Source organism: Salmonella sp. SAL03688 (assembly GCF_046551895.1).
GTDB classification, from domain to species: domain Bacteria; phylum Pseudomonadota; class Gammaproteobacteria; order Enterobacterales; family Enterobacteriaceae; genus Salmonella; species Salmonella enterica.
The window spans coordinates 159,244-174,407 of sequence record NZ_JBGDVI010000009.1 but is presented as its reverse complement, the minus strand read 5'-3'; the positions used below and the strand labels follow the sequence as shown (position 1 = coordinate 174,407).

The following is a 15,164-nucleotide window of genomic DNA, read 5'->3' as shown; positions in this document are numbered from 1 at the left end:
CACACACGGACAGATAGATATTTATAGCTGATACAGCGGATCTTTCGCCCTCGCGGCGGTTAATTCGCTGGCCTGAGTACGCACCACGTCCCACAACGCCTGCGCCGCCGTGGAGAGCGATCGGTTTTTTCGCCGCGCCAGCATGAGCTGCCTTTCAACTACGGGCGTCAGCCGTTTAACCTGTAAGTGGCTGCCCTGCGGGAGCGGTAACGCCAGCGCGGGCAGCACGCTGATGCCGATTCCCGCTTCCACCATTGGAAAAAGCGTGGCCGGGTGACCAATCTCCTGCACGATATCCGCCTCAATAGCAAAATGGGCCAGCGCCGCATCAATCAGCGGTCGACTGCCGGAAGCATAATCCTGTAAGACCAGCGAGGCCTGTTTAAGATCCTGCCAGCTCACCCATTCCTGATGCGCCAGCGGATGATCCTGGCGACACAACAGTAAAAAAGGCTCTGATAAGATGGCTTCACACTGTAAATCCACCGCTGCGCCGGGATCGATAACGATGCCAAAATCCACTTCACCCTGGCGGATGCTCTCCAGCACCCACTGCTGCGGACGATCGTGCAATACAAAATCAATAGCGGGATAAAGTGAATTACTTTGGGCAATGCATTGCGGAATAAGATGCGCAGAAATGGTTTGGCTCGCGGCAACGCGCACGGTGCCGGTTAATTGTGTCCCTACTCTGCCTGCATCGCGCAGTATGCTGTTCAGTTCATCAAGCACCCGCTCCAGACGCGTCGCCAGTTGTTGCCCCGCCTCGGTCAGCACCACCTCACGCGTAGTGCGATCCAACAGTCTGACGCCGGTTTGCCGCTCCAGCTCTTTTACGCTATGACTGACCGCAGACTGGCTCAGTCCAATCCTGTCCCCTGCCCGACTGAAACTTTTGGCCTGGGCGACGGTAATAAAAATACGCAGTTGACGCAGTGAATAGTTCATCGACTAGATTCATATATAGATGCAATAAATCAATTTTATTTCTCAAAGCGAAAAACGCAAAATAGCTGCACCGACTTTCAGGAGTTTTTATGAAACTTTTTCGTATCCTTGACCCTTTCACGCTGACACTTATCACCGTGGTACTACTGGCCTCTTTTTTCCCGGCGGAAGGCGGCTTTGTGCCTGTCGTTGAAGGCATTACGACAGCGGCCATCGCTCTGCTGTTTTTTATGCATGGCGCGAAGCTTTCACGTGAAGCGATCATCGCTGGCGGCAGCCACTGGCGGTTGCATCTGTGGGTCATGTGCAGCACTTTTGTGCTCTTTCCTGTCCTCGGCGTACTGTTTGCCTGGTGGGCGCCTGTCAATGTCGACCCTATGCTCTACAGCGGCTTTCTGTATCTGTGCATTTTGCCCGCCACCGTGCAGTCTGCGATTGCGTTTACTTCACTCGCGGGTGGTAACGTCGCGGCCGCGGTGTGCTCAGCGTCTGCGTCCAGTCTGCTGGGCATTTTCCTGTCGCCGCTGCTGGTCGGTCTGGTAATGAATATTCATGGCGCGCAGGGCAGTCTGGAAGAGGTGGGCAAAATTATGCTGCAACTGCTGCTGCCTTTTGTGCTGGGACACCTGTCTCGCCCGTGGATCGGCAACTGGGTCGCGCGCAACAAAAAGTGGATCGCGAAAACAGATCAGACCTCTATTTTGCTGGTGGTCTACTCGGCGTTCAGCGAAGCGGTGGTCAACGGCATCTGGCACAAAGTCGGCTGGGGATCGCTGCTGTTTATCGTCGTGGTCAGCCTCATACTGTTGGCGATCGTCATCGCCATTAACGTCTTTGTCGCCCGTAAATGCGGCTTCAATAAAGCCGACGAAATCACTATTGTTTTCTGCGGTTCGAAAAAAAGCCTGGCCAACGGGATCCCGATGGCCAATATTCTGTTTCCGACGTCAGTGCTGGGTATGATGGTATTACCGCTGATGATCTTCCACCAGATCCAACTGATGGTCTGCGCAGGGCTGGCGCGGCGCTACAAACGCCAGACCGAGAAGTTACAGGCGCAGCAGGAAAGCCGCGCCGCGAAAGCTTAAAGCGGGCGTTTCAGGGGCTGCACCAGTTGCGTCAGCCCCTCGGTTTTAATCAGCAGCGTGATTTGCATCAACTCCCCCAGTTTACCCGCCGGAAACTGATCTTTACGGGCAAACCACAGCAAATACTCTTCCGGAAGGTCGATCAATCGACGTCCCTGATATTTGCCGAACGGCATCACGGTGTTGGCGATTTCAACCAGCTGCTCTTTTTCCATCTCAGGCATCCAGTAAGCGGATCATTTCCGCTTCATCAATGACATTGATGCCCAGTTCCTGCGCTTTGGCAAGTTTGGAACCCGCCGCTTCACCGGCAATCACCAGATCGGTTTTCTTCGATACGCTGCCTGCCACTTTCGCGCCCAGCGCCACTAAACGCTCTTTAGCGTCATCGCGAGACATCTGGTTCAGGCTACCGGTTAGTACCACGGTTTTACCGGCAAACGGGCTATCAATCTCTTGCACATTAATGACTACCGGCGCGGGCCAGTGCACCCCTTCCGCCAGTAGCTGCCCAATCACGTCACGATTACTCTCTTCGGCAAAAAAGTTAAAGACGTGCGTAGCGACCACAATCCCCACGTCAGGTACTTTCTGCAACTCGTCAATGGTGGCGGCCTGCAGCGCCTCCAGCGTGCCGAAATAAGCCGCCAGCCCCGCCGCCGTCGCTTCACCCACTTCACGGATGCCCAGCGCATAGAGAAAACGCGCAAAGGTCGTCGCTTTGGCTTTTTCCAGCGCGTTAACAACATTTTGCGCGGACTTTGGCCCCATTCGGTCCAGGCCGGTCAGTTTACCCGCCGTCAGACGGAACAGATCCGCTGGCGTATGGACATACTCCCTTTCCACCAGTTGGTCGATGATCTTATCGCCCATCCCGTCTACATCCATCGCCCGGCGCGACACAAAATGTTTCAGCGACTCTTTACGCTGCGCGCCGCAAATCAGCCCGCCGGTACAACGGGTAACGGCTTCGCCTTCAACGCGCTCTACGTCCGATCCGCACACCGGACAGTGCGTTGGAAACACAATCGGACGCGTCTCTTCGGGGCGTTCGGACAGAACCACGTTGACCACCTGAGGGATCACATCGCCTGCCCGACGGATAACCACCTTATCGCCAATGCGCAAGCCAAGCCGCTCAATTTCATCGGCATTATGCAACGTGGCATTGCTGACCAGCACACCAGCCACCTGAACCGGTTCCAGACGCGCCACCGGCGTAATCGCCCCGGTGCGCCCGACCTGAAACTCAACATCGCGCACAAAAGTCATCTGCTCCTGAGCAGGAAATTTAAACGCCACCGCCCAGCGCGGCGCGCGGGCCACAAAGCCCAATTGTTCCTGCAAAGCCAGCGAGTTGACCTTAATCACCACGCCGTCGATATCAAAACCGAGCGTGGGGCGATCTTTTTCGACGTTGTGATAAAAATCCAGTACCGCCTGGGGAGAATCGCACAGCGTCACGCGATCGCTGACCGGTAACCCCCACGCTTTAAATTGCAGCAAACGTCCCAGATGCGTATCCGGCAACTCGCCGCCTTCCAGAATACCGACGCCGTAGCAGAAAAATGTTAGCGGTCGCTTCGCCGTAATACGCGGATCGAGCTGACGCAGCGAGCCCGCCGCCGCGTTACGCGGGTTAGCAAACACTTTGCCGCCAGTGCGGCGCGCGTCTTCATTGATCTTTTCAAACCCGGCCTGCGGTAAAAATACCTCTCCGCGAACTTCAAGACGCGCCGGAATGTTATCGCCGTGCAGCTTTAACGGAATGGCGCGAATCGTGCGCACGTTTGAAGTAATATCTTCACCGGTGGTGCCGTCGCCACGCGTCGCAGCGCTCACCAGCACGCCGTTTTCATACAGAATGCTGACCGCCAGGCCATCCAGTTTTAGTTCGCAGCACCAGATGACATTTTCCGTGCTTTTTAGACGATCCTGCACTCGCTTGTTAAACGCCAGGAAGCTTTCTTCATCAAATACGTTATCGAGCGACAGCATCGGTACTTCATGGCGAATCTGGTTGAATGCCGTCAGCGGCGCCGCGCCAACACGCTGCGTGGGCGAATCCGGCGTGATAAGGTCCGGACGTTGCGCCTCCAGCTCTCGCAGTTCCCGCATCAGGCGGTCATATTCGGCGTCGGGAATCTCCGGCGCATCCATCACATGATACAGATATTCATGATGGCGAAGCGTGGTTCGCAGTTCTGTCAGTTGTTGTTCGATTGGTTCCATATCACACCATCAATGATAAAAAACCCCCGACAGGCGGGGGTTACGTTAAAAATGTCACACCTGCGTTAACCTCAGGCGTTAGCGTCCATCACCTCGCGGATGCGGTCCTGATATTCGCGCAGTTTCTGCGGCGTCATCATCCGACGCTGGTCATCCAGCACGACGCCGCCGACCTCATCAGCGATATGCTGCGCGGATTGCAGCATCAGCTTGAAATTCTGCAGCGCATCGCCGTAAGACGGTACCTGCATAAAGATAGTGACGCCAGGCGTAGTGAAGTCCGTCATTTCAGGATCGAACGTTCCCGGATTGACCATATTCGCGAGACTGAACAAGGCCGGGCCGCTGCCGTCCGGGCTCAAATGACGATGGAAAATATTCATATCGCCAAATTTAAAGCCTGACTGCTGAATACTGTTCAGTAACACTTCACCATTAAGCTCGCTGCCATGATGGGCCGCGACGTTCATAATGATGACCGCCTCTTTACGCTGCGGTTTTTCCACAACCGGCGCTTCTTCCACTACCGGTTCCGCCTCAACCACAGGTTCCGCAGGCTGGAAGGTTTGCGCTGATGGCGGCGGCGCGGGCTGCGCAACAGGCTGCGGCGCTTGCGACGGCGGTGCAGACTGCTGTTGCGGCGGCTGTACCGGCGGCGCAGATGGCTGAACCTGCTGAGGCTGCGGCGCAGGTTGGACCGGTTGCTGAACCGGCTGTTGCATCGGCGCTTGCGGCTGCGGCGGCGCCGCTGGACGCGGTTGCGCAGACGCATAAGGCGGCTGGTACTGGTGTTGCGGCGACTGACGAGGGGCATCATGCTCCTGCGACTGGCCGGGGGCATGATTTACGCGGTGAACACGAACTTCACCCACGCCTTCGTCTTCTTCGACATCGTCGTCATACGAGTCGTCGTCACGTTTCGATTTCATGCGTTTTAGTGGACGATCGCGGAACATAGAAGATCGTTCTTTACGGCTGGTCCAGAAACCATGTACCAGTAAAGCGATTATGGCGATCGCGCCAACAATGATTAATATCAGACGCAAATCCTGCATCATTATATTCTCTGTTGTTCTAACACCTTGCCACCACGGCAAACATTTACTCACTAAGAGTATTTGCCGATTACGTCAAGTGCAAGTGTACTGTTGGCTTTCGCAGCATAAAGATGAAGGAAAATGTGCTTTTTGCTGTTTTTTCGAACATTTCCGAACTATCCACCGTCTGATAACCGGGTAAGATATCCCACGTTTACCCAGGGCTTTAAGAAAAAGGAGTATGTCCTGAATATGGTTTCATCATCCACAACCGTACCACGTAGCGGCGTCTATTATTTCTCGCAAGGATGGAAGTTAGTCACCCTACCGGGAATCCGCCGCTTTGTTATTTTACCTTTGCTGGTCAACATTGTGCTGATGGGCGGCGCATTTTGGTGGCTGTTTACCCAGCTTGACGCCTGGATACCTTCGTTGATGAGTCATGTGCCGGACTGGCTGCAATGGCTGAGCTATCTGCTGTGGCCGATTGCGGTTATCTCTGTTCTGCTGGTCTTTGGCTATTTTTTCTCTACCCTCGCCAACTGGATCGCCGCGCCGTTTAACGGCCTTTTAGCCGAACAGCTTGAGGCGCGGTTAACCGGCGCAACGCCGCCAGATACCGGCATACTCGGCATCATGAAAGATGTACCGCGCATTATGAAACGTGAATGGCAAAAGCTGGCGTGGTATCTGCCGCGCGCTATCGTGCTGCTGGTTCTCTATTTTATTCCTGGCATTGGCCAAACCATCGCGCCGGTGCTGTGGTTTTTGTTCAGCGCCTGGATGCTGGCGATCCAGTATTGCGACTACCCGTTTGATAACCACAAAGTGCCGTTTAAAACGATGCGCGCCGCGTTGCGCACGCAGAAGGTGGCGAATATGCAATTTGGCGCGCTCACCAGCCTCTTTACGATGATTCCGGTGCTTAACCTGTTCATTATGCCTGTCGCCGTCTGTGGCGCGACGGCAATGTGGGTTGATTGCTGGCGTGCTAAGCACGCGTTATGGAAATAACGTAAAAATGTATAAATAAGAGATGGCTTATGCTGTCTCTTATTCCATACTGATAACCATTATTCCCCATCAGCATATAGATATGCGAAATCCTTACTTCCCCATATCTGGCTGGAAGGTATGCTGGGAAGGTATCCCAATTTCATACAGTTAAGGACAGGCCATGAGTAAGATTTATGAAGATAACTCGCTGACTATCGGTCATACGCCGCTGGTTCGACTGAACCGTATCGGTAATGGACGCATTCTGGCGAAGGTGGAGTCGCGCAACCCGAGCTTCAGCGTCAAGTGCCGTATCGGCGCCAATATGATTTGGGATGCCGAAAAGCGTGGCGTACTGAAACCTGGCGTGGAACTGGTGGAGCCGACCAGCGGCAACACCGGTATTGCGCTGGCGTATGTCGCCGCCGCGCGCGGTTACAAACTCACCCTGACCATGCCGGAGACCATGAGCATTGAACGCCGCAAGCTACTCAAAGCATTAGGCGCGAATCTGGTGCTGACCGAAGGGGCGAAAGGGATGAAAGGCGCTATTCAGAAAGCCGAAGAAATTGTCGCCAGCGATCCGCAAAAATATCTCCTGCTCCAGCAGTTCAGCAACCCTGCCAACCCGGAAATCCATGAAAAAACCACCGGCCCGGAAATCTGGGAAGACACCGATGGTCAGGTGGATGTGTTTATCTCCGGCGTCGGTACTGGCGGTACGTTAACCGGCGTCACGCGTTATATCAAAGGGACGAAGGGTAAAACCGATCTTATCACCGTTGCGGTAGAACCCACTGACTCCCCGGTTATCGCCCAGGCGCTGGCTGGTGAAGAAATCAAACCGGGCCCACATAAAATTCAGGGCATCGGCGCAGGCTTCATCCCGGGCAACCTGGATCTGAAACTGATTGATAAAGTGGTTGGCATCACCAATGAAGAAGCCATTTCTACCGCGCGCCGTCTGATGGAAGAGGAAGGTATTCTGGCGGGAATTTCTTCCGGCGCCGCGGTTGCTGCAGCGCTTAAGCTGCAGGAAGATGAAAGCTTTACCAATAAGAATATTGTGGTTATCCTACCCTCATCAGGTGAGCGTTATCTGAGCACCGCGTTGTTCGCCGATCTCTTTACTGAGAAAGAACTGCAACAGTGATGCCAACATGTTAAAAACGCGTAAAAAAGCACCTTTTTGGGTGCTTTTTTGTGGCCTGCTTCAAACTTTCACCTCACCTGGCATTGATTCACCCTGCCGGAACTGGTATTTAACCAGACTAATTATTTTGATGCGCGAAATTAATCGTTACAGGAAAAGCGTTAGCTGAATCGATTTTATGATTTGGTTCAAATCTTCCTTTCGCGGCATAATGTTTAATGACGAGCGAAACGTCAGCGGCCATAAGTTGCCAGCAACGGATTGCGTAGAACACCTTTTGTGTCGCGTCCCGTTTACGCCGGCGCTAACAATACAGGCTAAAGTTGAGCCGCCAGGCTAGACTTTAGTTCCACAACACTAAACCTATAAGTTGGGGAAATACAATGTTCCAGCAAGAAGTTACCATTACCGCTCCGAACGGTCTGCACACCCGCCCTGCTGCTCAGTTTGTTAAAGAAGCAAAAGGCTTCACTTCTGAGATTACTGTGACTTCCAACGGCAAAAGCGCCAGCGCGAAAAGCCTGTTTAAACTGCAGACTCTGGGCCTGACTCAAGGCACCGTCGTCACCATCTCCGCAGAAGGTGAAGATGAGCAGAAAGCGGTTGAACATCTGGTCAAACTGATGGCGGAACTCGAGTAAGTTTTTTTCCGGGTTCTTTTAAAAATCAGTCACAAGTAAGGTAGGGTTATGATTTCAGGCATTTTAGCATCCCCGGGTATCGCTTTCGGCAAAGCACTGCTGCTGAAAGAAGACGAAATCGTCATTGACCGGAAAAAAATTTCTGCCGACAAGGTTGATCAGGAAGTTGAACGTTTTCTGAGCGGTCGTGCCAAGGCATCTGCGCAACTGGAAGCGATCAAGACAAAAGCTGGTAAAACGTTCGGTGAAGAAAAAGAAGCCATCTTTGAAGGGCATATTATGCTGCTCGAAGATGAGGAGCTGGAGCAGGAAATCATAGCCCTGATTAAAGATAAGCACATGACGGCTGACGCAGCCGCACATGAAGTTATCGAAGGTCAGGCTACTGCCCTGGAAGAACTGGATGACGAATACCTGAAAGAGCGTGCGGCTGACGTACGTGATATCGGTAAGCGCCTGCTGCGCAACATCCTGGGTCTGGCCATTATCGATCTGAGCGCGATTCAGGAAGAAGTTATCCTGGTTGCCGCTGACCTGACGCCGTCAGAAACCGCACAGCTGAACCTGCAGAAAGTGCTGGGCTTCATCACCGACGCGGGCGGACGTACGTCTCATACCTCCATCATGGCGCGTTCTCTGGAACTGCCAGCGATCGTAGGTACCGGTAGCGTCACCTCTCAGGTGAAAAACGGCGACTATCTGATTCTGGATGCCGTAAACAACCAGGTTTACGTCAACCCGACCAACGATGTTATTGAGCAACTGCGCGCCGTCCAGGAGCAGGTTGCGACCGAGAAAGCGGAACTCGCAAAACTGAAAGATCTGCCGGCAATCACGCTGGATGGACATCAGGTCGAAGTTTGCGCCAACATCGGTACCGTTCGCGACGTTGAAGGCGCTGAGCGTAACGGCGCGGAAGGCGTTGGTCTGTATCGTACTGAATTCCTGTTCATGGATCGCGACGCGCTGCCAACGGAAGAAGAGCAGTTTGCCGCCTATAAAGCGGTCGCTGAAGCGTGCGGCTCGCAGGCGGTTATCGTCCGTACCATGGACATTGGCGGCGACAAAGAGCTGCCGTACATGAACTTCCCGAAAGAAGAGAACCCGTTCCTGGGCTGGCGCGCCGTGCGTATCGCCATGGATCGCAAAGAGATCCTGCGTGACCAGGTTCGCGCGATTCTGCGTGCCTCCGCTTTCGGTAAATTGCGCATTATGTTCCCGATGATCATCTCTGTTGAAGAAGTTCGCGCGCTGCGCAAAGAGATTGAAATCTACAAACAGGAACTGCGTGACGAAGGTAAAGCATTTGACGAAAGCATTGAGATTGGCGTGATGGTGGAAACACCGGCTGCGGCGACAATTGCGCGTCATTTAGCCAAAGAAGTTGATTTCTTTAGTATCGGCACCAATGATTTAACGCAGTACACCCTGGCAGTTGACCGTGGTAATGATATGATTTCACACCTTTACCAGCCAATGTCACCGTCCGTACTGAACTTGATCAAGCAAGTTATTGATGCTTCTCATGCAGAAGGTAAATGGACTGGCATGTGTGGTGAGCTTGCAGGCGACGAACGTGCTACACTTCTGTTGCTGGGGATGGGTCTGGACGAATTCTCTATGAGCGCCATTTCTATCCCGCGCATTAAGAAGATTATCCGTAACACGAACTTCGAAGATGCGAAGGTGTTAGCAGAGCAGGCTCTTGCTCAACCGACAACGGACGAGTTAATGACGCTGGTTAACAAGTTCATTGAAGAAAAAACAATCTGCTAATCCACGAGATGCGGCCCAATTTACTGCTTAGGAGAAGATCATGGGTTTGTTCGATAAACTAAAATCTCTGGTTTCTGATGATAAGAAAGACACCGGAACTATTGAGATTGTTGCCCCGCTCTCTGGCGAGATCGTCAACATCGAAGACGTGCCGGATGTAGTTTTTGCTGAAAAAATCGTTGGTGATGGCATCGCTATCAAACCAACCGGTAACAAAATGGTCGCCCCTGTTGACGGTACCATCGGCAAAATCTTTGAAACCAACCATGCGTTCTCTATCGAATCCGATAGCGGCATTGAGCTGTTCGTTCACTTCGGTATCGACACCGTTGAGCTGAAAGGCGAAGGCTTCAAGCGTATTGCTGAAGAAGGTCAGCGCGTGAAAGTTGGCGATCCGGTCATCGAGTTCGATCTGCCGTTGCTGGAAGAAAAAGCCAAGTCTACCCTGACTCCGGTTGTTATCTCCAACATGGATGAAATCAAAGAACTGATCAAACTGTCCGGTAGCGTGACCGTGGGTGAAACTCCGGTTATCCGCATTAAGAAGTAATTCTTGCCGCAGTGAAGAATGGCGCCTTTGGGCGCCATTTTTTTTGCCTGTACTTGCGCCGCCATCCGGCGATGGTGCGGCGCACTGCCTGATGGCGCTACGCTTATCAGGCCTACAAGGTTGCGAACATTTCAGCGCCAATCCACGGGTTACAACTGCGAGGTCACCGGGCGAAAGCACTTCTCGCGCATCAGGATCTTCATCCCATTCGGGCCACTCTCCAGCATCCTGCGTTCGGAATCGGACACTTGCAACTCGCACTGATAGCCGCCAGTGATGCCAAACATCGCCCGCGCTACGCAAATATCTTCCAGCGCGTCCAGCCCGCTCGTTTCAAAATGCCCCACGATACGTCCCTGCTGGCGAACCACCAGCCGATAACTCTTCATCGCGCCTCCCCTGCCGGCGGCAGAATTAACTCATCACAGCCACACTGCTGTGTCCAGGTCATCACCTCCAGCACGCGCTGCGCCGCATCTTTTGCCGCGGTCGTCAGTTTTTTTCCCTGCACAATACCGCTGACCAGCTCGGCGCAGAAGAGATCTCCCGTCCCTTTTAATTCCGTCGCCACCCGCGGATGGACAAAGACCTCCACGACCTGCGCAGTAACGACCGCAACCGTTATGGTCTCCAGAGATTCGCCCGGCGCGCTGGTGATAACCACCCATTTCAGCGTATCGGAAAGCAGCGATTGCGCCGCCGCCACCGCCTCTTCCAGCGTGCGACACGGTTTACCACTCAGCATCTCCAGCTCAAATACGTTCGGCGTTAGCCCCTGCGCCTGCGGCAACAAATGTGTGCGATAAGCCTGCGGAATTTCCGCCTGCACATACATTCCACTGTCGGTATCGCCAATGACCGGATCGACAAGAATACACACCTCCGGATGCGAAGCCCGGATCGCCATTAGCCACTTCGAAAGCAAGACAATTTGGTCTGCGCTGCCCATGTAACCGGTGGTAATCGCTTTTAATTCACGTAGCGCATCGCGCTCATTCAACGCCGTAAGGTAGCCTGCAAACCACTCGGCGGGAATAATGCCGCCATAAAAGGTTTTATAGTGCGGCGTATTGCTGAATAGCACCGTCGGGACCGCCGTCACGCGTAGTCCCTGCGCTTTAATGGCCGGAACAGCGATACTGTTGCCTACGCTGCCGTACACGACCTGTGACTGGACGGCGACGATATCGGTCTGTAACGCCCGATGGTTGTCGTCGAAGAGCACTGACTGAATATCACTCTCTTGTCCCATAAAATTTTCCTCTCGCTGGACAGCAGGCTACCGCCTCATTATCATTGTCATATGCTAAAATTCATTTTGTCATAGGTCAATAATGATCGACGGAAAAACCGCTAACGAAATTTTTGACAGTATCCGTCAACACATTATCGCCGGCACGTTACGGGCGGAGGATTCGCTCCCGCCGGTACGGGAGCTGGCAAGCGAATTAAAGGTGAACCGCAATACCGTCGCAGCGGCGTATAAACGGCTGATAACGGCGGGACTGGCGCAAAGTTTAGGCCGCAATGGGACGGTGATTAAAGGCAGTCCGTCTCCCGTAGCGCTGGAAGGCGGCGATCCGCATACGCCTCTGCACGACCTTTCCGGCGGCAATCCCGATCCGCAGCGTCTGCCTGACCTTAGCCGTTATTTTGCTCGTCTCAGCCGCACGCCGCATCTCTACGGCGATGCGCCCGTTTCCCCTGAACTACACGCCTGGGCGGCGCGCTGGCTACGGGATGCCACCCCCGTCGCAGGCGAAATTGATATCACCAGCGGAGCTATCGACGCTATCGAAAGACTGCTTTGCGCGCATCTGCTGCCGGGCGACAGCGTCGCGGTGGAAGATCCCTGTTTTTTAAGCAGTATCAATATGCTGCGCTATGCCGGTTTTAGCGCCAGCCCGGTCAGTGTGGATAGCGAAGGAATGCAGCCTGAAAAGCTGGAACAGGCGCTAAACCAGGGCGCGCGGGCAGTGATCTTAACGCCGCGCGCACACAACCCTACCGGCTGTAGCCTGAGCGCTCGCCGTGCCGCTGCGCTGCAAAATATACTGGCGCGTTACCCTCAGGTACTGGTCATTATCGACGATCACTTCGCTCTACTTTCTTCGTCGCCCTGGCAGTCGGTTATTGCGCAGACAACGCAACACTGGGCGGTGATACGCTCCGTTTCCAAAGCCCTCGGCCCTGATTTACGTCTTGCTATTGTCGCCAGCGACAGCGCGACCTCGGCAAAACTTCGGCTACGGCTAAATGCCGGTAGTCAGTGGGTCAGCCATCTGTTACAGGATCTGGTCTACGCCTGCCTGACCGACCCTGAGTATCAGCACAGGCTGGCGCAAACGCGGCTGTTTTACACCACCCGGCAACAAAAACTGGCCCGCGCCCTACAGCAATATGGCATCGCCATTTCTCCCGGCGACGGCGTGAATGCCTGGCTCCCGCTGGACACCCATAGCCAGGCTACCGCGTTTACGCTGGCAAAATCCGGCTGGCTGGTACGTGAGGGAGAAGCCTTTGGCGTAAGCGCGCCGTCTCACGGTCTACGTATCACGCTGTCGACATTAAATGACAGCGAGATCAACACGCTGGCGGCTGATATCCATCAGGCGCTAAATCGCTAACAGGAGAAAATAACGTGCGAGTTCATTTTGTTGTCCATGAGTCGTTTGAATCCGCTGGCGCTTATCTGAAATGGGCTGAAGATCGCGGTTATACCATTTCATGGTCGCGCGTCTATGCCGGAGAAGCGCTACCGCCCAATGCCGATGAGTTCGATATGCTCGTGGTATTTGGCGGTCCGCAGTCGCCGCGCACCACCCGCGAAGAGTGCCCGTACTTTGACTCTCGCGCCGAACAGCACTTAATTAATCAGGCGATTTCGGCCCGGCGAATGGTTATCGGCATTTGTCTTGGTTCACAGCTCATTGGCGAGGCGCTGGGCGCCGCTGTGTGCCAAAGTCCGGAAAAAGAGATTGGTCACTACCCTATTACGCTCACTGAAGCCGGTCTGCGGCATCCGCTTATCGCCCACTTTGGCCCCCCGTTAACCGTCGGCCACTGGCACAACGATATGCCAGGACTCACCGATCAGGCGACCGTGCTGGCCGAAAGCGAAGGCTGTCCACGTCAGATAGTGCAGTACGGCAATTTTGTCTACGGCTTCCAGTGTCATATGGAATTTACCGTCGAGGCGGTTGAAGGATTAATCCAACATTCGCAGCAGGAGCTGGCTGACGCGCAAGGGAAGCGTTTTATCCGCTCGGTTGCCGAGATGCGCGCATGGGATTACCAGCAAATGAATGAAAAGCTGTGGCGTTTTCTGGATGAACTCACGCTGGCGCACTCACAGAAATAACCACACCAGGAGTGCAACTTATTACCCGGCTAACGGTCTGAGGTGCAGTGATTATCGCATGAAAAAGGATTTTACCATGAAGAAAATTGTCTGCGCCGTCGTTGCGCTCCTGCTGACCCTACCCGCCTGGGCGAAGCTAAACGCCCATGAAGAAGCGCGCATTAACGCCATGCTGAATGCGCTGGCGCAGAAAAAGGATCTGACATTCGTTCGTAACGGTGATGCGCATAACTGCGAGGAAGCCGTATCGCACCTGCGCTTAAAACTGGGTAACACACGCAATCGTATCGACACCGCCGAACAGTTTATCGATAAAGTCGCGTCGTCGTCGTCCATCACCGGAAAACCCTATATCGTTAAAATTCCCGGTAAAAGCGATGAAAACGCGCAGCCTTATTTACATGCGCTTATTGCGGAAACGGATAAAACGCTATAACACACGGGTGTCATACGACGATGGCACCTCGTTTAAATCCCTGCCCCCTGGCTGAAATGCTCTTCACCAAACACGCCGGTAGACAAGTAACGATCGCCGCGATCGCAGATGATCGCCACCACTATCGCGCCGGGCGTGGCTCGTGCGACGCGTAACGCGCCCGCTACCGCGCCGCCGGAACTCACGCCGCAGAAAATGCCTTCACGAACGGCCAGTTCACGCATGGTGTTTTCGGCATCATTCTGGTGAATATCCAGCACCTGGTCCACCAGGCTGGCGTTGAAAATCCCTGGCATATACTCGGCAGGCCAGCGGCGAATGCCCGGAATACTGCTGCCCTCTTCCGGCTGCAAACCGACAATCGTCACCGGCTTTTTCTGCTCGCGCAGAAAACGCGACACGCCGGTAATGGTGCCGGTCGTGCCCATGCTGGAGACAAAATGGGTGATGCGACCTGACGTTTGCCGCCAGATTTCCGGGCCGGTGGTCGTGTAGTGGGCGTAGGGATTATCAGGATTATTAAACTGATCGAGCAGTTTGCCCTCGCCTCGTTCAGACATAGCGAGCGCTAAATCGCGCGCCCCTTCCATTCCCTGCTCTTTAGTGACCAGAATCAGTTCCGCGCCATAGGCCCGCATTGCCGCCCGACGCTCCTGGCTCATGTTGTCCGGCATCAACAGCTTCATGCGATAACCTTTCAACGCGGCGATCATCGCCAGCGCAATGCCAGTGTTGCCGCTGGTCGCTTCAATCAGGACATCGCCCGGTTTAATTTCCCCGCGCTTTTCCGCCTCGACAATCATCGATAGCGCCGCGCGATCTTTCACCGATCCTGCCGGATTATTGCCTTCCAGCTTGACCCAGATTTCACTGCCGTTATCCGGCCCCAGCCGTTGTAATTTGACCAGCGGCGTATTGCCGATGGTTTGTTCTAATGTATTCACGT

Annotated in this window: 16 protein-coding genes; 9 read left to right on the top strand and 7 right to left on the bottom strand. The window is 54.1% G+C overall.

The window, feature by feature from the left end:
• Window positions 1-21 precede the first annotated feature (21 nt).
• The gene (locus tag ACLJR2_RS11865) at window positions 22-948 is read right to left on the bottom strand and encodes a LysR family transcriptional regulator (protein WP_001109831.1); all 927 of its coding nucleotides are present in this window, start codon (window positions 946-948) and stop codon (window positions 22-24) included.
• A gap of 89 nt (window positions 949-1,037) precedes the next feature.
• Between ACLJR2_RS11865 and ACLJR2_RS11860 the strand changes: the two genes are divergently transcribed.
• Window positions 1,038-2,036 (top strand): bile acid:sodium symporter family protein, encoded by a 999-nt coding sequence (locus ACLJR2_RS11860; protein ID WP_000765569.1) that lies wholly within the window; start codon window positions 1,038-1,040, stop codon window positions 2,034-2,036.
• On the opposite strand, the gene ACLJR2_RS11855 is transcribed toward ACLJR2_RS11860, so the two are convergent.
• The 3 genes from ACLJR2_RS11855 to zipA form a co-directional block, all read right to left on the bottom strand.
• Window positions 2,033-2,251: a DUF3820 family protein gene (locus tag ACLJR2_RS11855; protein WP_001519708.1), complete on the bottom strand. Its 219-nt coding sequence runs from the start codon at window positions 2,249-2,251 to the stop codon at window positions 2,033-2,035. The genes ACLJR2_RS11860 and ACLJR2_RS11855 overlap by 4 nt on opposite strands.
• Before the next feature lies 1 nt (window position 2,252).
• Window positions 2,253-4,268: an NAD-dependent DNA ligase LigA gene (gene ligA, locus ACLJR2_RS11850; RefSeq protein ID WP_000433267.1), complete on the bottom strand. Its 2,016-nt coding sequence runs from the start codon at window positions 4,266-4,268 to the stop codon at window positions 2,253-2,255.
• 71 nt (window positions 4,269-4,339) lie between these two features.
• Window positions 4,340-5,326 (bottom strand): cell division protein ZipA, encoded by a 987-nt coding sequence (zipA, locus tag ACLJR2_RS11845; protein WP_000983131.1) that lies wholly within the window; start codon window positions 5,324-5,326, stop codon window positions 4,340-4,342.
• 231 nt (window positions 5,327-5,557) lie between these two features.
• Here zipA and cysZ point away from each other — a divergent pair, with 231 nt between their 5' ends.
• The 5 genes from cysZ (at window position 5,558) to crr (ending at window position 10,421) form a co-directional block, all read left to right on the top strand.
• Window positions 5,558-6,319 (top strand): sulfate transporter CysZ, encoded by a 762-nt coding sequence (gene cysZ / locus ACLJR2_RS11840; RefSeq protein WP_000255008.1) that lies wholly within the window; start codon window positions 5,558-5,560, stop codon window positions 6,317-6,319.
• A gap of 163 nt (window positions 6,320-6,482) precedes the next feature.
• Window positions 6,483-7,454 (top strand): cysteine synthase A, encoded by a 972-nt coding sequence (gene cysK / locus ACLJR2_RS11835; RefSeq protein ID WP_000036904.1) that lies wholly within the window; start codon window positions 6,483-6,485, stop codon window positions 7,452-7,454.
• Window positions 7,455-7,837: 383 nt separating this feature from the next.
• Window positions 7,838-8,095, top strand: a complete 258-nt coding sequence (gene ptsH / locus ACLJR2_RS11830; protein ID WP_000487600.1) for a phosphocarrier protein Hpr — start codon at window positions 7,838-7,840, stop codon at window positions 8,093-8,095.
• A gap of 48 nt (window positions 8,096-8,143) precedes the next feature.
• The gene (gene ptsI, locus ACLJR2_RS11825) at window positions 8,144-9,871 is read left to right on the top strand and encodes a phosphoenolpyruvate-protein phosphotransferase PtsI (RefSeq protein WP_000623122.1); all 1,728 of its coding nucleotides are present in this window, start codon (window positions 8,144-8,146) and stop codon (window positions 9,869-9,871) included.
• Window positions 9,872-9,911: 40 nt separating this feature from the next.
• The gene (gene crr, locus ACLJR2_RS11820; RefSeq protein ID WP_000522253.1) at window positions 9,912-10,421 is read left to right on the top strand and encodes a PTS glucose transporter subunit IIA; all 510 of its coding nucleotides are present in this window, start codon (window positions 9,912-9,914) and stop codon (window positions 10,419-10,421) included.
• A gap of 149 nt (window positions 10,422-10,570) precedes the next feature.
• Here crr and ACLJR2_RS11815 read toward each other — a convergent pair whose 3' ends face one another.
• Window positions 10,571-10,810, bottom strand: coding sequence for a hypothetical protein (locus ACLJR2_RS11815; protein WP_000844543.1), 240 nt, complete (start codon window positions 10,808-10,810; stop codon window positions 10,571-10,573).
• Complete coding sequence (gene pdxK / locus ACLJR2_RS11810) at window positions 10,807-11,673, bottom strand: pyridoxine/pyridoxal/pyridoxamine kinase (protein ID WP_000529618.1); 867 nt, start codon at window positions 11,671-11,673, stop codon at window positions 10,807-10,809. The genes ACLJR2_RS11815 and pdxK overlap by 4 nt, the downstream gene beginning before the upstream one ends.
• 82 nt (window positions 11,674-11,755) lie before the next feature.
• On the opposite strand from pdxK, the gene ptsJ reads away from it, so the two are divergent.
• From ptsJ to ACLJR2_RS11795, 3 genes are read left to right on the top strand one after another with little or no spacing between them, the layout of a single operon-like run.
• Window positions 11,756-13,048 (top strand): transcriptional regulator PtsJ, encoded by a 1,293-nt coding sequence (gene ptsJ, locus ACLJR2_RS11805; protein WP_000565111.1) that lies wholly within the window; start codon window positions 11,756-11,758, stop codon window positions 13,046-13,048.
• Between the two features lie 14 nt (window positions 13,049-13,062).
• Window positions 13,063-13,782: a GMP synthase gene (locus ACLJR2_RS11800; protein ID WP_001263746.1), complete on the top strand. Its 720-nt coding sequence runs from the start codon at window positions 13,063-13,065 to the stop codon at window positions 13,780-13,782.
• 58 nt (window positions 13,783-13,840) lie between these two features.
• Window positions 13,841-14,218, top strand: a complete 378-nt coding sequence (locus ACLJR2_RS11795; RefSeq protein ID WP_000710731.1) for a YfeK family protein — start codon at window positions 13,841-13,843, stop codon at window positions 14,216-14,218.
• A gap of 32 nt (window positions 14,219-14,250) precedes the next feature.
• Here ACLJR2_RS11795 and cysM read toward each other — a convergent pair whose 3' ends face one another.
• Complete coding sequence (cysM, locus tag ACLJR2_RS11790) at window positions 14,251-15,162, bottom strand: cysteine synthase CysM (RefSeq protein WP_001093890.1); 912 nt, start codon at window positions 15,160-15,162, stop codon at window positions 14,251-14,253.
• Window positions 15,163-15,164: the final 2 nt, after the last annotated feature.